Source organism: Cytobacillus firmus NBRC 15306 (genome assembly GCF_001591465.1).
Taxonomy (GTDB): Bacteria; Bacillota; Bacilli; order Bacillales; family Cytobacillaceae; genus Cytobacillus; species Cytobacillus firmus.
In genome coordinates, this window is the sequence record NZ_BCUY01000008.1 from 23959 (window position 1) to 43063 (window position 19105).

At 39.5% G+C, this 19105-nt stretch carries 17 protein-coding genes; 3 read left to right on the plus strand and 14 right to left on the minus strand.

The features are described from left to right. From BFI01S_RS23885 to BFI01S_RS04055, 11 genes are all read right to left on the minus strand, one after another. Entirely contained in the window at positions 1-366 is a 366-nt protein-coding gene (locus BFI01S_RS23885; RefSeq protein WP_235831095.1) for a type IV pilus biogenesis protein PilM, read from the minus strand. Then, a complete protein-coding gene (gene pilM / locus BFI01S_RS23890; protein ID WP_235831096.1) occupies positions 363-995 on the minus strand; it encodes a type IV pilus biogenesis protein PilM in 633 nt (210 codons plus the stop codon). Before pilM ends, BFI01S_RS23885 begins: the two co-directional genes overlap by 4 nt. An 87-nt stretch (positions 996-1082) precedes the next feature. Next, positions 1083-1835, minus strand: a complete 753-nt coding sequence (locus BFI01S_RS04015) for a prepilin peptidase (RefSeq protein WP_061791448.1) — start codon at positions 1833-1835, stop codon at positions 1083-1085. A gap of 9 nt (positions 1836-1844) precedes the next feature. Further along, entirely contained in the window at positions 1845-2258 is a 414-nt protein-coding gene (locus BFI01S_RS04020; protein ID WP_061791449.1) for a type II secretion system protein, read from the minus strand. A gap of 105 nt (positions 2259-2363) precedes the next feature. Then, a complete protein-coding gene (locus BFI01S_RS04025) occupies positions 2364-3569 on the minus strand; it encodes a type II secretion system F family protein (RefSeq protein WP_061791450.1) in 1206 nt (401 codons plus the stop codon). Further along, positions 3556-4611, minus strand: coding sequence for a type IV pilus twitching motility protein PilT (locus tag BFI01S_RS04030; protein ID WP_061791451.1), 1056 nt, complete (start codon positions 4609-4611; stop codon positions 3556-3558). Before BFI01S_RS04030 ends, BFI01S_RS04025 begins: the two co-directional genes overlap by 14 nt. Before the next feature lie 9 nt (positions 4612-4620). Then, a complete protein-coding gene (locus BFI01S_RS04035; RefSeq protein ID WP_061791452.1) occupies positions 4621-6282 on the minus strand; it encodes a GspE/PulE family protein in 1662 nt (553 codons plus the stop codon). Between the two features lie 21 nt (positions 6283-6303). Continuing rightward, entirely contained in the window at positions 6304-7683 is a 1380-nt protein-coding gene (locus BFI01S_RS04040) for a VanW family protein (RefSeq protein ID WP_061791453.1), read from the minus strand. A 19-nt stretch (positions 7684-7702) separates the two neighbouring features. Then, positions 7703-8437 (minus strand): PRC-barrel domain-containing protein, encoded by a 735-nt coding sequence (locus BFI01S_RS04045; protein ID WP_061791454.1) that lies wholly within the window; start codon positions 8435-8437, stop codon positions 7703-7705. 12 nt (positions 8438-8449) lie between these two features. Then, positions 8450-9208, minus strand: a complete 759-nt coding sequence (locus BFI01S_RS04050) for a hypothetical protein (RefSeq protein ID WP_061791455.1) — start codon at positions 9206-9208, stop codon at positions 8450-8452. A gap of 25 nt (positions 9209-9233) precedes the next feature. Next, positions 9234-9734 (minus strand): hypothetical protein, encoded by a 501-nt coding sequence (locus BFI01S_RS04055; RefSeq protein WP_061791456.1) that lies wholly within the window; start codon positions 9732-9734, stop codon positions 9234-9236. A gap of 131 nt (positions 9735-9865) precedes the next feature. On the opposite strand from BFI01S_RS04055, the gene BFI01S_RS04060 reads away from it, so the two are divergent. The 3 genes from BFI01S_RS04060 to BFI01S_RS04070 are packed head-to-tail and all read left to right on the plus strand — an operon-like array spanning position 9866 to position 12946. Further along, positions 9866-10378, plus strand: coding sequence for a type II secretion system protein (locus tag BFI01S_RS04060; RefSeq protein ID WP_061791457.1), 513 nt, complete (start codon positions 9866-9868; stop codon positions 10376-10378). Continuing rightward, entirely contained in the window at positions 10362-10940 is a 579-nt protein-coding gene (locus tag BFI01S_RS04065; RefSeq protein ID WP_061791458.1) for a hypothetical protein, read from the plus strand. Before BFI01S_RS04060 ends, BFI01S_RS04065 begins: the two co-directional genes overlap by 17 nt. Positions 10941-10951: 11 nt before the next feature. Then, entirely contained in the window at positions 10952-12946 is a 1995-nt protein-coding gene (locus tag BFI01S_RS04070; RefSeq protein WP_061791459.1) for a hypothetical protein, read from the plus strand. A 32-nt stretch (positions 12947-12978) separates the two neighbouring features. Here the strand turns inward: BFI01S_RS04070 and BFI01S_RS04075 are convergent, their stop codons facing one another. From BFI01S_RS04075 to BFI01S_RS04085, 3 genes are all read right to left on the minus strand, one after another. Further along, positions 12979-15846 carry a VWA domain-containing protein gene (locus BFI01S_RS04075; RefSeq protein ID WP_061791460.1) on the minus strand — a complete coding sequence of 956 codons (2868 nt, stop codon included), beginning with the start codon at positions 15844-15846 and terminating at the stop codon, positions 12979-12981. Between the two features lie 133 nt (positions 15847-15979). Next, on the minus strand, positions 15980-17629 hold the full coding sequence (locus BFI01S_RS04080; protein ID WP_061791461.1) for a sensor domain-containing diguanylate cyclase: 1650 nt from the start codon (positions 17627-17629) through the stop codon (positions 15980-15982). A gap of 150 nt (positions 17630-17779) precedes the next feature. Continuing rightward, on the minus strand, positions 17780-19093 hold the full coding sequence (locus BFI01S_RS04085; RefSeq protein ID WP_061791462.1) for a bifunctional folylpolyglutamate synthase/dihydrofolate synthase: 1314 nt from the start codon (positions 19091-19093) through the stop codon (positions 17780-17782). Positions 19094-19105: the final 12 nt, after the last annotated feature.

Genomic DNA, 19105 nt, shown 5'->3' on the forward strand with positions numbered 1-19105 from the left:
CTATCCCTCTTTTAAGCCAAGTCCAATATTCACATGGAAAGCTGATTGCTTCAGCAGCTCATACTGTCCGCTGTTCAGGCAGTCCTTGAAAGAAACAACTGGCACTTCCATTCTGTTTTTTATATCCCTATGAATGTTTTCTAGCCAAGGGTGGTCGCCGGTTACGATGATTCTGCTAATTTGGCGCTGTCCCTGATTTAATGAATACCGGTAAAAATTCATTACTTTTTCAAAATCATTGTAAATATCTAATAGGGGATGCAGCACTTCTTCTTCTTTGCCGCTATATTCTATCTTCTTTTCTCCATTAGGCATTGCTGCTGTTCCCCACTTGCTGAGATCTGTTTCAATCGCAATGTTTCTCATAAATACAGTATTTCTGATTTGAAAATGCTGCATACTGCAGAAATCAGGTCAATCTGAATAAGCATGATAGCTTCTGATTGCTGTTCTTCAAAATAGCTGGAATAAAGACGATACAGTGCGAGAGAAGAGATATCTGCAGCTGCAGGACGGAGTTTGGCATCCTCGAATAGTTCGGTATATTCCAAGACAACTTCTTCAGGTGCGGCGAACAGCAAAATTTCAGTTGAATTCTGATGATTAGCCCCGAGAACATGATAATCAAAAACAGGCTCTTCAAAAGGCAGATGGATGCTGGTGCCGAGTTCCATATATAAATAGCCTTTAATCTCATCCTCCTGGACATCCCCGGGTATGGTCAGCTTTCTCAAAACAATAAAAGGATCAGGTACAGTAAAATATACCTGCCTGTTTTTTATTTTCCACCCATTGACGCATTCTTCAAGGATAAGAGCAAGTGTATCATAATCCTGGATCTTCCCATCCTTAATAATTCCCGGCGGCAGAAACCTTTCATCCCATTTTGCCAGATCCAAATCACGCTGACTTTTCAGTTCTGCATAACGAATAACATGGTCTTTGATAATTAAATTTACATGCTTCTTTTTTCCGGGAAGAAATCGTATTGCCATGATGAAAAACTCCTTATTTATGTTAGATTTGCCTAGGGAAAAATAAGAGCCGGAATATTCCAGCTCTTATTTCAAATGTCATGCCCTTTATAGGAATGAATGAAAATACCACTCAATTATTTCTCTGCCGTAAAAATAAGCCAGTAATGTCCCAATCCCTATGAATGGGCCAAACGGGATGGGCTTGCCTTTTTGAACAATTCCTAGAATCATGCCAAGGCCTCCAAGGGTCGCCCCGAACAAAGTTGCCAGAAAAAATGAAAGTAAAACAAGCTTTACACCCAAAGCAATGCCGATGACGGCATACAGCTTGATATCTCCACCTCCCATGCCGCCTTTGCTGATTACTGCTATCAGCAGCAGAAGGAAGAAACCGAGTGCTGCACCTGCTAAGCTGTCCCACCATGGAGAGAGCGGTATGAAAATGCGTTCTGCTATTAAGACAGCAGCAAAAAACAGCAAAACCTTATCTGGAATGATCATATATTTGAAATCAGATACAAACACAATGATTACAAGAGAAATTACCGTCCAGGCAACAAACAATTCAGCAGTCCAGCCCATAATCAGCGGAGCTGCGGCAAACAAGATTCCCGTGGAAAGCTCAACAGCCGGATATAAGGCTGAAACCGGCGCCTTACAGCGCCGGCACTTTCCGCCAAGAAATATATACGATAAGACTGGAACCAGTTCCAGAGGTGATAGAGTATGCTTACAGTGCGGGCAATGGGACCGCGGTGCTGCAATAGACTGGTTCTGCGGGATTCTTAGGCCTGCTACGTTGTAGAAGGAGCCTAGGATGGAACCGATTAAAAACAAAAAGCAATAAAACAAAAGCATTAATTTGAATTAATTCCCACTAAACTTAAGCAGGTTTTCTTCAGTTATAGTTGTATTTCTCTTACTTCCAGCAGCGATATTTCCACCTTCATGGTTTGTTAATGAATATGAAAACTTACCAGTTTCTTCGTCTTTCGTAACTTCTACCGTATATGTTGTATCATCTACTTTGTCCAAGTAACTCTCAAGATCTGAATGGTTTAGTTCCCTTTCCGAAGGGTTTGTTGTTATAAACAGTTTAGCGGCATTTACAATCTGCACCGCTTCTGCAACTTTCGCATCCTCTTTTGTCTTATTAATCAACCCACCAATACTAGGCACCGCAATCGCCGCAATAATCCCCAAAATAACAATAACCGCAAGCAATTCAATTAACGTTAATCCTTTTTGATCTTTAAGTCTTTTCCTTAAATTCTTAAGCATTTTTACTCTCCCTCTCAAACTAGTAGTTTATTTTACCTATCATGGTACTATTATACTAAATACTTTATCTGCTAACAGTCGAATTTTTTAATATTTTGTAAATTTTTATCCAACATGCTGGAAGATTTCAAACATCGGTACCATAATAGATGTGACTATAGTCCCGACGATACTGGCCAGAAAGACAATCATGAGCGGTTCAATGAGTGATTTTAGTCTGTCTGTGGCGCTTTCTACTTCTTTTTCGTAAAAGTCAGCTACCTTCCCAAGCATTGCATCCAGCGATCCTGATTCTTCCCCGATCGCAATCATGTGTGACACCAGCGGCGGGAAAACCCAGTGTTTTTTCATTGGTTCCGTCAGAGAATTCCCCTGCTCCAGTGAATCTCTTGATTTTGCAATCACCTTTGCCATTACTTCATTTTCTACAATACTTTCCACAATGCTGAGTGCCTGGAGAATCGGCACCGAGCTCGTAAACAGGGAACTTAGGGTCCTTGTCATTCTTGCTATAGCTGCTTTCTGAAGAATCTTCCCGAAAATCGGCATTCTCAGCAGAAAATAATCAAGATAATATTTACTGGCTTTATTGTTGCGAATTAACACAATGCCCGTAAAGACCGCCAAAAATAAGATGATGACAAACCACCAGTATTGCTGCATATACTCACTGGAGCACAGAACAAATTGTGTAATGGCAGGGAGTTCTCCTCCGAAATCATTGAACATTTCCACAAAAGTAGGCACAACGGAAACGAGCAGAAAGATAACTACTGCAATAGCTATTATGCCGACAGTTATCGGATAGGCAAGTGCTGAGATGATTTTCTGCTTTGTGTAATGCTGTTTTTCATAATGGACCGCAAGTCTTTCGAGCGTTTCGTCCATATTTCCGCCTGCTTCTCCTGCTTTGATCATATTGACGAACATTCCGCTGAAGATTTTTTTATGCCTTGACGCAGCATCTGAAAGCGGAAGTCCATCACGCAAATCCTGTTCGACTGCTATTAATGCTCTCTTGAGTGCTTTGCTTTCTGTTTGCTTCGCAAGTATAGCGGTTGATTCTACAACTGTAACGCCTGCTTTCAGCAAAGTGGCGAACTGGCGCAGATAGATGACAAAGTCCTGGAGCTTGACCGGATTGCCAATTGTTATTTCTTTCGTTAAGAACGTCTCAGGCATTTCCTGAATATCCTGAACTCTTATACCGCTTTCCTTTAGCTGAAGCATGGCTTCCCTTTTAGAAACAGCTGTCACAATTCCAGACTTTTTCCCTTTGCGGTCACGCCCGCTGTATTTATAGCGGGGCATGATCAGTCACCTTTTCCTGTATGTACGGCAATGCTGATTCTTTGGCGATTTTTCCGCTTTCCAATAGAGAAGTAATACTTGCCTCGAGTGTATGCATTCCCTGGGCGCGTGACGTTTGCATCACATTAGTAATCTGATAGATTTTTTCATTTCTGATCAGGTTTGCCACAGCCGAATTATTCATGAGCACTTCTGTAGCTGCATGACGGCCCTTCCTGTCTGATGTGAGAAAAAGGCGCTGCGATATAATTGACACTAATACAGAGGCAAGCTGTATTCTGATTTGCACCTGCTGGGAAGGCGGAAATACATCGATAATTCGGTTAATCGTAGCTGGAGCACTTGAGGTATGCAGTGTGCCAAGTACTAAATGGCCAGTTTCGGCCGCTGTTATGGCTGTTTGGATGGTTTCCAAATCACGCATTTCCCCTACAAGAATCACATCCGGGTCCTGACGCAAAGCAGCTCTTAATCCATTTGCGAAATGCTTTGTATCAAACCCAACTTCCCGCTGGTCAATAATGCAATTTCCATGCTTATGCAGATATTCAATCGGGTCCTCGAGCGTAATAATGTGCTTCCTCATCGTCTTGTTCATGTAATGAATCATTGAAGCTAATGTCGTTGATTTTCCGCTTCCCGTCGGCCCTGTCACCAGGACTAGCCCCTGAGGCTTTTCCGCCACCTTTTTTAAGACAGGAGGAAGCCCAAGTTCTTCTAAAGCAGGAATTCGTGTAGGAACAACACGGATGGCCAGTGAGATGCATGACCGCTGAAAATAAGCATTGACTCTGAAACGGGACAGCCCGGGTATTCCGTAAGAGAAATCCAGCTCGCCATTCTCCTCAAACTTTTTCCATATGTTCGCAGGAATAATAGCTTTAGCCATACCCTCGGTATCTTCCGGACGCAAACTTTCTTTCCCATATTTTTTTAAATCACCATTAATCCGTATGACAGGGGGAACCCCAACGGTCAAATGCAGATCCGAAGCCTTCAGCTCATACGCAGCCCTCAACAGATAGTCTATTTTTGTCTTCATACCGTACTCCTAATCAGGTATAGCTACCCGTAATACTTCTTCGGTAGTTGTAATGCCCTGTTTTACTTTTAGCAGTCCATCATCAATAAGAAAAACTGTTTTATTTCTTATTGCGTAATCCCGAAGCTTTGAAAATGATTCACCATTCATAATGATTTTACGCATCTCATCATTAATAACCAGCACTTCGTGAATGGCGATTCTTCCTTTATATCCAGTCATGTTGCAGGAGGAACAGCCTTTCCCCCGCACAACCTTCTCAAGTTTTAAGCCTCTTTTTGCAAAGATCTCTATTTCCCGCTTAGCCGGCTGCTGTTCCTCTGAACAATCCCGGCAGACTTTCCTTACCAGACGCTGTGCGACAATTCCGCTCAAAGACGATGCAACAAGAAATGGTTCAACACCCATATCAAGCAGGCGGGTGATGGAGCCTAATGAATCATTTGTATGCAATGTACTAAGCACCAAATGCCCCGTTAATGATGCTCTAATGGAAACTTCCGCTGTTTCCCTATCCCGGATTTCCCCTACCATAATGATATTGGGATCCTGACGCAGAATGGCCCGTAAACCTTTTGCAAACGTCATCCCGACATTGGAATTTACTTGAATCTGATTGATTCCTTCAAGCTGATACTCAACCGGATCTTCAACCGTTATAATATTTACTTCTTCACTGTTCAGGCGATTTAAAGCCGCATATAAAGTAGAAGATTTCCCGGAACCGGTAGGACCGGTTATTAGAACAATGCCTGTAGGCTTTTCAATCATTTCTATGAATCTCTGAAGATTTAATTTATTTAAGCCAAGTTTATGGATGTCATTCAAAGCACTGCTTAAATCCAGCAAACGCAGCACAATTTTTTCGCCGTACACCGTGGGCAATGTGGAAACCCTCAAGTCTACCGGATGAAAATCAATATTAATCTTTATTCTTCCATCCTGGGGAATTCTGTGCTCAGTAATATCCAGATTGGACATGATTTTAATGCGGGCTGAAAGCACACTTTGCATATGCTTTGGAAGAACACGCTCCGTTCTTAAAACGCCATCAATCCGGTATCTGATCAGCACCTTTGTTTCCTGGGGATCAAGATGGATATCACTCGCCTTTAAAGAAGCTGCACTGGCAATGATCTGATTAACAAGCCGGACAACAGGCGAATCTTCATCAACCATCTGTTTATCATCAGCTGCTTCAGGATTCCCCGCTGTTCCCAGCAGTTCCTCAAACCCTTCATTCATATCGTAATATTTATTGATTGCCCGGAGAATATCATCTTTTGTTGCAATGGCTGCTTCAATTTGAAAGCCTGTTGATAACCGCAAATCATCAATTGTGTAAAAGTCCATAGGATCTGCCATAGCTACAAATAACTTCTCTCCGTCTTTCTTTAATGGAATGAGGAGATTCCGCTTCGCCAGATCTTTTGGCACAATGCTGAAAAGCTTCGTATCAAATGGATAGCGATACAAGCTGACATGGGGAATCCCAAGCTGAAATTCAAGAACCTCAATCAGCTGCTGTTCTGTAATAAATCCTTTTTGAAGCAAAACATCACCGAGCTTTTGGTTAGAATCCTTTTCTCTAAGAGATGTTTGAAGCTGTTCCTCGGTGATAAGGCCGGCGTCAACCAGTAAATCTCCCAGTCTCTTGCGCATCTGCTTCATATCCATCACTGCCTTAACTTATTATTTGACGGCTTCATTATCTAATCCCCAAAGATCTTGATCATTTTCATTTGCATTCCGGGTGGTTCCTTTATTGATGCCTGTTTCATTTTGCTTATTGTCAGGTTTCTGTTCAGGTGAGTTTTTTTCAGCATCTGATTCTGATTTTTCATCCTCAATGCTTACACTGTCTTCAGGTACATTATCTGCCGAATCAGCAGAGTCGTCCGTTTTATCTTTCTTAATAGCCAGACTGTATATGAGGACCTCATGTACTGGCGGATAGAAGTCTTCCGATATTTTCTCGGAGCTTATTATTTTTCCAGCTTCATCAACCTGATCGCGATATACATTTACCAGGATGCCCTCTTTGCCTTCAGTTCCGATTCGTTTTTGTCCAAATGGCAGCTTGGCATCTATCTGAATAATTGTTTTCGGCTTAAAAGTCTGCTTATCTTTAAGAGAAGGCTGATACGTGTAAATCGTCTTAGGCCCCTTAACAGAAACATACAAAAGCTTGTCAAGCTGCTGAAAATTAATCACATATTTATGATCATTTGGATTAGTAAAAATGAAATCCATTTGTTTTTCAGAGTCCACTCTGGCCTCAAAACCCGGTTCAATATAGCCCGGAAGCAGCCTTCCAATATGCCTTTCTGTAATCATAAAGTTAGTGTTCAGCAGGGCTTTGTATAGGGCTGATGAGATGATGCTCATTTCGTCTGCCTCGAACTGCAGACCTCCTCTTTCTTCAGCCAGATCAAGAAAAGAAATCTGCGAATGCGGAGCAACTTCGATGCTGGCCTCATTGCCTTCCCACATATTGATAACATTTTCTTTTCCGGAGATTTTAGTTGATGATTCAGCAATCACCTCATCCTCAATAAGGTCTCCGGATAAATAATTTTGCAGTTTTATCGTATGATTGCCGCTTTCAAGCAGGGTTGCATACATAAGAAGGTCTGCTATGAGAGTCTGCTGATCGATGCCTTCTGCATAAAGCTCAGGCAGTATTTCTTCCAGAATAGCATTGAGTTTTTCTTCATCTATTTTTGCGATAAGCTGATTTTTTTTGCCTGACACTGCCAGAGAAATACTTTGTTCTACATCAAATTTATAGAAAGCCGGGATGTCCTTGACGTCTTTTGTTACTTCCTGAAATTGCAATGTCAGAACCGTTTCTTTAACCCATTGTGCCTGCTTTTCTGTCATATAGGTTAGGACCTTTGACTTATCCATATCTGTTACATCTTCGTTTCCGATAAAAGTTCCAGAAGCAAATTCGCCTTGATCGGAAAAAAGCTTTCCGTAAGCTGCAGTTCCAAAATATGAAAAGCTAAATAAAAACGAGGTGCAGAGTGCCGTAATCAAAAACAGCTTTATAATCTGAGGATTCCTCACATTGAGCTTCCTCCTTCAATTATGCATTCACATTCATTGACAGGTTTACAACCACATTGGGGCCTTCTTCTTGAGCAATCTGTACATCCTGTTCGGATAAAATCCGCCCGGACGGGAACAATATGTTTCCATTTAAGTCATATATATCCGCTTCTAATTCTTTGCCGACTAATAATTCCATTTGTTTATTTTTCAATGATTGAAGGTGATCCATGTTTTCTCCTTCACTTGGAAGGACTTCATTGCTCATTATAGGGTTCAGCAATGATACACTGTTTAGAAATCTTTCAGATGCGTCTTCTTTTACAATAAGAATATCCCTACCGTATGTTAAGATTTCTTCAGCAGCTAATACTGCAGAAGCATCTGAAAGCTGAATTTCAGCACCTAGAATGTTTCCTGTATCTTCATCTGTGTAAAACTCCGCTGTTTCCCCCAATAATTGGCCTTTTCGTGTCATTACCTTAGTTTGGGTAATGCGAATCTTTTTGTTTACCAGCTGATTTGCAATTGGGATTTCATTTAAATCAATTACCGCACGGTCACTTTCCACTGTAACCGCGTATTCTCCAATACCAATAATTTTTTTGAATGGAATGGCCTTTACACTGACTTGCCAATCTTCGTGCTCGATTGTTAAGAAATCGATTGAACCTTTTTCAGGATTTATGACTAATGTTTTCACTGTCCCAATTTCCTGGCCTTCCTGAATAGAGATAATAGGAAGACCTGTAATTTCTGTACTTTTTTTCATCTTAACATCACCTTATTTATAGTTTTTTCTCTTGGCTGCAGCAGCATAGGACTTCTGGATAAACCTGATTTCCTCAACAAGGACAGGATAAGCAGAAAATCTTGCTTCAAGACTTTCGGCAAATTCCAGTAATTTATCAAACTCTTTATGAATGATATAGTGATCAAATAGTAATCTCGCAAATGTGTAATAATCAGAGGGCTGCATATTAGGATTCATACAGCCAATCACTAACATTTCGTAACTATCTTTATCCAGGCTATTCCGGGCCAGCTCAAGCTGTGGTGCAATCAGCTGGAACATCTGACTCTGGAATACTGCTCTGCTTTCTTGATCGGCAGCCTCCATTTTCTTTTCCAGTGCCGTTTCCTGCTCATGTTCATCGTCTATTCCGATTTCAGTTTCAGCAGCAGACGCCGCTTCATCAATATATACGGAAGAGTCGTATTCACTTGAATCCTCAGAAGCGATTTCATTCTCTCCAGCCGGATTAAAAGCGCTGGCATCATCAGAATCGTCCATAGGATTAAGACTTTCAAAGTATTCTTCAAGTACATTATCGGAAAGCTTTATCTCATCTTGAATAGCCAGATCTTCCGTTCCATTAATTTCCATGTCGGAATGAACGGAACTTCCCATTTCTTCATTCATCATACCTTCCAGTTCTGCGAGATAATCGATCTCCGGAATGGCTGGATCCAATGTGTTCTCCACTGTATCTTTTTCATCTATTTTCGGAGCATTATCCTCATTTGCTCCTTCTAACAGCATATTTTCAATTTCATCCCAATTGAGATCATCCTGATCGCTTTTTTTCTTCTGAAGGATCTGTCATAATATTTTCTATAACCAAGTCAATTTGACTATTCGTATTTTCTTCGCTGCTAAAATCTATTAAGTCTAATTCTGCACGGTCTTCTTCTGATTCCTGTTGTACCAGTATAGGCAAAGCTGGTTTATCAGCCTCCTGGTCTGCTGCATTCTTTTCATTCAAATTCTCATTACCAATCCCTGTTTCCAATATGACTGAGGAGAAAGCACCTGTTTCTTCACCTGCATGAAATAATCCTTTGATTTTATTATTGGCCAGATAGGTACCCGTCATTAAAAGCAGCAAAAGAATAAGTGCTGCCTGCCATTCAGAAAACAATTCTTTTGCTGTCAGCCCAAGCATCCCCAGCAAAACGGAAACTACAATGACATACATTTTTCCTTTTTTAGTTAGTCCTGAAGGAATGAAATAAACAGCAGGAATAATGAAAACTAAAGATGCCAAAGCAAAAGCAAAGGTGACCATTCTATCTCTCCTTTCTTTTTAAGACTTAACAGCTAAACTTATCAAAAAATACATAATTCGACCTATAAATACAAATCTTGCTATTAAATATTGTATAATACAAATAGGTATTTTGAAAGAAGGAGTGGGCTATGATATATAAAAAATTGCTTACTGGTTCCAAAGGCTTAACCCTTGTGGAAGTACTTGTTTCACTCACAATATTAGGGATTGTTTTAATGGGAACTATGAAGTTTTTTTCTCAGGCTTACACTTATGCCAATATGAATGAAAAGAAAACGGCAGCTGTCAATGTTGCAAGAAATGCTTTAATGCATATTGAGAAAGAAAATTTTATAGAAGTAAGAGAAGAGTTTAGAAATGATAAAGGTGATTACCTTAATCTTCTAATTTGTGATCGTGCTAATAAAATATTTTGGAATGGTGAAACTCCTGAACCAAACTGCAGTCCAATTATAGTAAATAATATTGAGTACAATGTAACTATTAATTTACCAAAAAACGAAGTTGAGAATATAAATCCTGCTAAAGGAGAACACTCCTCCTTTTTTGTGCCTCTGGCAGCGACTGTTACCTGGGAGATCAACGGAAAAGAAGAATTTACAGAAATAGAAGGAGAAATAAAAAGTGAAGATCTTCGATGAGCGCGGTGCCACTCTTTATGAATTGCTTGCCGTTCTGGTAATCAGCAGTATTATTCTTCCGATTATTTATGGAGTATTCACTTCGGGGTATAAGCTCTACAATAAGATTGGCATTGAGGGACAGCTGCGGGATGATGCCGATTATACAGCAACAATGATCATGAACACATTTTATTCTTTTCCTTTTGACTACGTCAGAGAATGCGGTGAAAAAAATTGTATTGAGCTGGTAAATTCATCAAGTACATCTCTAACTAGACAAGAAAAAGAACAGCAGATTTTTTATACCATAAATCAAAACGCTGCGAATGAAGAGGAGCAGGTAGTCAGGATTGAAATAACTGATTCTGAAAATGACAGCACCCGGAAAGCAATCTCAATTGATAGCGCAGAGATTACTTCTGCAGCTGATTTCAGCGAATCCGCATTAGAAGTCTCTTGTTCTGAATCTAATAATAAAAATGAGGAAGAATGTACGCAGGGAATGATTGAATTAATGCTTAAGCTCGATCATGAAAGGCTTGAAGAAAAATTAGAGCTTGATAGTAAGTTTGGATTTTAAGAGGTGATCATTTGCTGAAAAATGAGCGGGGCAATACCCTTATTACTGTTTTATTAATGTCTCTTATATTTACCGTTTTGGGAATGAGTATTTTGGCTGCTTCTCTGGGCGGGGCCAAAAGAACAGAAACGAGGGAGAGTGATATCTCCATTACATATAATTCTGTAAAGGTAATCGACCAAATGACCTCCGAATTGGCAGGAATTCTGCCGAGCCTTCCTCTTGAAGATTACCGGAGAAAGAACATTGAAGGAAAACTTTATGTGCGGAGTGATTTTGATATAGACCTGAAGAAAAAGCTGAAAGATGACTTAATCGTGCCTTATAAAACAGAGGATAATATAAGCTGTTTGAATATCATTGACCTGTCAGGAAGCAGTGCTAGCTTTATAGATTCCTCTGCACCTTGCATGGATGACATATCAAATTATGATACCTTTAATATTGAACTGGAAAATGATTTCACAAGAGTATTAGACATCATTATAGTTACTAAAAATCCTGTTGAAACAGAAGGTAAAATTACACGGACCCTCAGGAAAAGGATCATCTTGTCGCCCCTTCCAAGTTTCTTGAAATATGCTGCCGGCTCTTTTTCTGATGAAAATGGCTCCGGTCTAATTTTAAATGGGTCAGCAAACTTCTCCGGGAATGTGTATGCTAACCGATTAACAACAAATGAAGATGCTGAATACGAATTAAGAGATGGAAGTAAAGAGAAAACTGTTACGAATATGTCTTCGATAAGTGGGGATTTATATAGTTCAACAGCGAACCTTCTTCCGCTGCTCGTAAAAGAGAATTTTTATAAAGAACATGTCCCCGAGCTTAAGCATGACAGCCAATTTATCAATATTGATTTTGACAGAACGATGAATGAACAGGCCAATGAATTATTATCATCAAATGGGATTCCTGCTGTCAGAGCCGGGAATGAAAGCACGTTTTCAGAAGAGATAAAATCCGGAATTCTTTCTTCTTTCGCTTTAAATACTCTGATTGAAGAACAAGTAAAAAAGCAATCCGGGCTTCCCGAAATCTTGCAGGAAATAGGGAATAACAATGAATCATATTTTAAGAGTTACCTTATAAACACACCGGAAGATGCGTCCCTGCTAAATGGTCTTATCCAGGGCGATGTGGTGATTATGGCAGAGGATACTTCTCTTGAATTGAATGAAAAGCTGATTGTTGATGGTGACCTTTATCTCGTGAATTTTGAAGATTTAACAATATATGAAGATATATTAGTAACCGGGAGAACTCACCTTGTTAATTTTAACGGCAAGCTTGAGGTGAATGAAAATATTATTTCGGCAAATGATATAGTTATAGAATCCTATGCTCAAAATAAGGACGAACTATCCAGTAAAGGCATTAAGGTAAACGGTGATATATTGTCAGGCAAAAACACTGCTATTAATGCGCTTAATACTTCGATTGAAATGACAGGAACCATAATCTCCAATGGATCCTTTACTATAAATGGTGATGAAACCGGAGAGCCTTCTGAGAATGATCAGGTAATCTTTGATTCTGTTGTGTACGCAGGCAAACGTGCAAATATATCGAATGTAAATATTTTAGGATCGGAAAACAATACAAAGCAGCTTGTTCTGATGGCAAAAGATGATTTACTGCTCACACGCATAAATGAATTTGGCAATTTCGATCCTGATAATGAAGCTGGAATGCCATATGTCCCTGAAGATGAAACGATAAAACCTTTAAAAGGATTTTTCTATACAGAAAAAGATGCAGAATTATATGGAGTAGGTTCGCTGTTTTATATCAATGGAGGCATTTTTGCCAAAGAAAAGCTGATAATTAACGCTATTCGCGGTGAAGTAAAATCCATCGAAGAGCTGCCCTCGAGATCATCTCAACTGGATAAGTATTCCCGTTTTATTGTGAACTACGATCAAAATGTACTTCTTCAGCGAATAGATACCCTTCCAATTGTAAAACATCTTCAAATATTTTCTGATGAACTATTAATAGAATAAGAAAAAGGTGCTGACATGAGCACCTTTTTCTTTTACCATTTACCTTCCCCAGCAGGACCATCATCAGTTTGTTCATCCTCATTCACTACTTCAAATAGAGCCGAGGCTTTCGGCTGCTTTCCGTCTTTTTGCTTTTCAGCAGCTGCAGTTACCTTGGAGTATCCTATTTCCACACCCTCAATGTACCACTCAGTCCCCCTCTTGATTGCACGGACTTTATCAGGCATCTCAGAGAGTACTTCAACAATTTCCTGATCGGTGGCATTAAAAGGATTGAAGATCAGTAATTCTTTTAATGCGAGCCTGTCTCCCCTGGCAATTTTATATACAGCTTTATTAAACTTTATTTCATCTAAAGCAATGTATGGATCGGTTACGATCACTTTAATTTTCTTTTCAATATTGGAGCCGTCCTTTGTTCTGACAATTAAATACGTTTCGCCCGCAGATTTTCCAAAAATTGAATAAACATCGGTTAAAGCAGCAATAGATGTATCTTCAATGAACACCTCGAGTTCTTTATTGGATGCATCAGCTGGTGAAATTTCCACGTTAAAGGATATTGACTTTTCGACATCCAATTCAATTGGATCTGGAGCTACTGATATGCTTTCAATTCTTTTAATAATGGTAATTGTCTTTGAGATTTCATTTCCAAACGCGAATCCACCGGTGGCTTTAACCTTAATTATATAAGTTCCTGGAGCATCTAAAAGCACACTGTCCTTAGCGGCAAAAGGCTTCCAGTCTTCATTGACCCCGTCTTTCTCAACTTTGTAGTAATAATTTATATCTTTACCTGCAACCAGTTTAGTTAGATTGAAAGTAATGGGCTCGTAAACAACATCCCTATCAGACAGGATCTTCCCTGTAACCTGGCCTTTCATCTCAAAATCCGGTTCAAAATAAAGCATTGCGATACTATCATCGCTGTATTCAATTTTGAGGCCTGATGCCTGAGTTTCTGTAAGAAAATACAAATTCTTTACAGGCTTATTCTTCAGACCATAATTATTCGGAAACTCCGTCTGCGTCAGTTTTTTACCGTTATTATTTAAATCAATTTTTGAAATGATGCCTGACGCATCTCCATCATAAGCAATGTTATTAAAGCTATATAATCTCACCTTTGCATCAAGTACTTGGCTGGAAGCAGCTATGCTGGTTGATTGTGGCTTGTCCGGGAATCTGCTGTCAGTGTAAAACACTTGTGCACGCGGCATTGTTAATCCATAAAAAGCTCTATCTGCTTTTAATGCTATTTTTGCAGAAAGATGATCCGGTGTGAAAGCACCATTTTTATAGCTGGTTTGCTGATTTGCCAGAATAAGTACTGCATGCCTTTGTCCATTAATCATCTCTTCTTTCACAGAAGGATCTGCAATGAGTATTCCCTCAGGAAGCGGCTGTTTAATCACTACATCCCTAAGGCTTCCTTCCACTCTGCTATCAGGAATGCCTATTGGCTCCAAATTATACTTTATATTAAAATGATTAGATTTTGTATTTGAATTCATTTCTTTGACTAAGTCACGTAAATCATTTTGCACTTTTTCCAGAAGCATGGTTCCTTTAAATGATGCAGGGGCATCATCTTTCACTTCAATCTGCAGTTCAGGATGGACCAATACTTGTTCTTTATTGTTCAAATCCTTGTATTTTAACTTAATATTATCTTTAAAAAGATACTTTCCCTCTTCTGCAAAATTTAGTGGAATACTGAAATCCAGTTCGCTTATTGTTTCTTTCCCAATATCATATTTGAAATTGATCTGTTTAGTTATTATGTTATCTTCAGTTTGGATGGCATTTGATCCTTCTGCCAGAGAAACCTTTCCATTAAAGGGATTTAAGTCAATTTGAATCTCAGCAGTGATTGACGGCTTCAGCACACTGCTTGAAATTCGTTCAAGTATATCCCCAATATTTCCTGTTCCTGCCTGAATGGCTGTTTCTCCAGTATAGTTGGACATCTCATTTAGAAAATTCATATCGATATCTTTATCAGTCCCAAACCCTATAGAAAATAGTTTTATATTATTTGTGACCAGCTTTTTCACTTCTTCTAATATAGAACTGCGAATGGAGATTTGAGTAGGTAAATAATCTTTGCTATTGTTTTTTACTGAATAGGTACGATTGTTGTTATCCTTAAAATATTCATCTGCCACAAAATAAGAATTGCCGTACCAATCCCGCGCTGTTAGGAGCTCTTCAATATATGTAACATTCTCAGTAACCGATTTGTATATATATCGGCAATTCAATCCCCACCAGCTGCACTCTTCATCTACAACCTTATTAAAAGTTCTTTTTTTCACACTCTCAGAAAAGGTAGGGACACCGTCCGTTAAAAAAATAATATTATTATTCGTATTCCCGCCATTTAATAGCTCTTCCGCCTTTTTTATCGGGTCCTTATAATTTGTTCCATTGATTGCTGACAGCGTTCTGACTTTTTCTTTTATCATTCCAAGATCATTTAGTGCATTTCCCGTCGGATAAAAGAATCCCTCTTGCTCGCTGATTTTTTTATTGAAGGGGATTAAATAGTATCTGTCTTTGGAATTTGCAGTTTCTAAAAAATGGTCAAGAGCATTTTTCATTGCGACTTTAGCGCTGTCAAGTTTACCGGCATCATTCATAGAACCGGAAATATCCATAATAAAGACAACATCCATTGGTTCTCTAATACTATCAGATGCAGTTCCGCTCTGCTTTACTCTGAAATCCAGATTTGCTGCTGCTGGCTTGCCGGCTGGTTTAACGATTATATTCTGGGAAGGCTGAACAGTGAAGTTTAATTTGGCATCATTTAATCCAGATGCCATTGAAGATTGAACAGATAGGGAGCATATAATAAGAGCGGTTAATAAACTCAGCAGTATTTTTTTTGCCATATAGTAAAATCCCTCCTTTACCAGTATTATGCATTACTCTCATTATACCAATTTACCTATAAAAACAATATATTTAATAGGTCCAAAGATTTGTTTTTTCATAAAAAAAATCCTTTTGACAGGCAAAAGGATTTTACTTCACATATTCCGCAACCCTATTTCTCCCAGCACGCTTAGCTCCAACATATAATGCTCTGTCAGCATGGCGTATAAGGGCAAGTGAATCATCGGCATCTTCGGGTGCAGCAGCTACCCCAATAGAAGCGGTAATATATACTTTTGTGCTGCTGCTGCTTCCATCGATGTTCTGTTTGAGTATAAATGGACGATTGGCAATGGTCTGCCTGATAAGCTCGGCCCAGCTTATTGCATCTTCCTTGCTGGTATCAGGCATTAAGACAATAAATTCCTCGCCGCCATATCGGGCAGCAATTCCAGCCGCATCAATTAAATTTGTCAGCCGATCCGCCAGTTCGCAGAGGATTTCATTTCCGCTCTGATGCCCATAAGTATCGTTCACTTTCTTAAAATGATCGATATCGAGTATGATGAGTGAGAGGAGATCCCTTGAACCATTTTGCAATCTGCTGAATTCTTCATTTAATTTCGCCTCTATATAGCGGTAATTGTATAGTTTGGTTAACGCACAGCGCTCGCTTTTGGCTTTTGTTTCTTCATAGTGCCTGGCATTCTCAATGGCTATTGCAAAATGCGAACACAAAATATCGACAATCATGAGCTGTGACTTTTCATATGCCCTCTTTTTTGTGGAGGATAGCAGCAGAATCCCCAATACTTCATTACTTCGGACTATCGGAACACAAATGATGCTCTCAGCATCTTCAGGCAAAAATTCCTTAGCAATGCTTTTCCATTTCTTTTTCGAATGAAAAAGGGCAGATTTTCTGGTGTCCAAAACCAATCCGCTGATTCCCTCATTTTTTTTGGTAGGCATAAGATCATTCGGCTTAATTAGTTCATGCTCTTTCCTGTAAATAGAGTGAAGTTCATCATTGTCTTTAATATCAAGGATATAGGCATAATCAACAGGAATCATTTCGCTCAATTTCAAAATGAAAAGCTCCATAACCACATTAACATCAAGGCGCTCGGCCATTTGATGACTTATTTCTGAAGCTTTTTGAAGGTAATCAATCACCTTTTCACTTGAGTAATAAAGATGAAGTATGATTGAAAGACTTACAAATGGCACACCTACAAACAGGAGTGCAAGAATTCCCACTTCAGAATAAAGAATGTAAAGGATAAGGCCAATCGGGAATGTTATGAGTGAAGTGACTGTTTCCCATATAAGGTCTTTTTCCAGAAAGGATATTTTCCTGCCGTACAATGCAGCCTGAATTACGCTGATTAATATCTGATTTAGTGTAAAGTGAATTACCGGGTAGGCGGCCGCAACCCAGAAATACTGGGGATTGGCTATTAGATCTATGCCTGTTTTGCCTCCCATTGCAAAGTAAGCCAGCCCGCTCAATAAAGAGACCGTAAAGAACAAAAGTGAGTTAAGCGGCAGACGAAACAGCTGATCTTTTTGTATTTTAAGTCTTAAAAGAAGTACCAGGACACCCATCTGGACCATGATCATTTCAGCAAGAAGACCAAAGGTTAAGAAGACTGCCATGGAAACCCATTGAATCAAGAAGATTGGTGTATTATTGACAACCATCGGCATGGAAGAAACGAGAAACATTAAAATAAAAAAGGCAAATAAACTGATTCCCTGTCCTGAAAGATCGGGAGGGTAAAAATGATAGGTTAGCATGGAACCTGCGGGAAATAACAGTATCCATAATAACCATATTATTTTTTTGGCTCGTGAACTAACTATCTTTTTTCCCCTCCTCCAATTTATTCAGGAAAATAGTCGGATAATAAAAACATTTTATCAAATTTTCTAACTTTTGTCATATTTTCATTGATTGTTTTCCAAAAGGTTCAAAAGAGCAGGCTTCACTTCTGAGAGGAAGTAAAGGGATCCGGTTATGACAAGGACGCTGTTCTTTCCTGATTCGCACAGTTCAGTCTCCAATACCTCTTTCCAATCTGTAAGAAATTGTTTCCTGCTGTTTTTGCTGAGATTATATAAATCTTCAGCTGATGCTGCTCTCGGAAAGTTAAATTCTGTAAAGGTTATGCTGTCTGCAGCAGAATCAAGCTTGCTGATCATTTTATCAAGCTTTTTATCAGCCAGCGCAGCAAATACAATCTTTTTGCTTCGATCCCCAAAACGCTTTTCCAGCTCAGCTGTTAGGGCATCTATCCCTTCTTCATTATGCGCCCCATCTATTACCACAAGCGGGTCATGAGATACAATTTCAAATCTGCCGGGCCAGAATGCTGTTTTCAATCCGGCTCTTATGTGTTTTTCCTCTATAAAGAAAGAATAAAACTTATTTAATAACTCTGCTGCCATTACAGCCAGGGAAGCATTTTCAGTCTGGTGTTTCCCGCTCATTCCTGTCTCAAGATCACGGAAATCCTGAAAGACTGTCTGAAGGGAGAAAAACTCACCCTGAACCAGGGATTTATGATCCGAAATAGTAAATTCATTCCCCAGCTGATAAACCGGAGACTTTAAGCCTAATGCTTTATCTTGTATAACAGCGAGTGCTTCTTCCTGTTTAACAGCTGTAATAACACTAATTCCAGGTTTAATTATTCCCGCTTTTTCAAAAGCGATTTTCTCATATGTATCCCCAAGTATGGCTGTATGATCGAGCCCGATGCTTGTAATGATTGATAACACGGGATAGATGATGTTAGTGGAGTCATATCTGCCGCCAAGCCCCACTTCAAACAACACAAGATCCACCGGTCTTACATGGCCAAAATATTGAAAAGCCATGGCGGTAATGATTTCAAACTCGGTTGGGCCGCCAAGTTCCGTCTGTTCCAATTCAACAGCCAGCGGATATATATCATTGGCAAGCTGAACGAGATCTTCATCCCCAATTGGAGTTCCGTTTAGAGAAATGCGTTCATTGAAATTCTCAAAATATGGCGATGTAAAGGTCCCGACGGAATAACCCGCCTCTTGAAGAATGGATCTTAAAAACGTAACTGTTGAGCCTTTTCCATTCGTTCCGCCAATATGAACAGACTTAATTCTTCTTTCGGGATGCCCGAGTTTTCCCATCATCCATTCCATTCTCTGCAGCCCCGGCTTCATCCCGAGTCTTAGCCTTGAATGAATCCATTCCAGTGCGTCCTCATAAGCAGAAAACATATATATGCACCT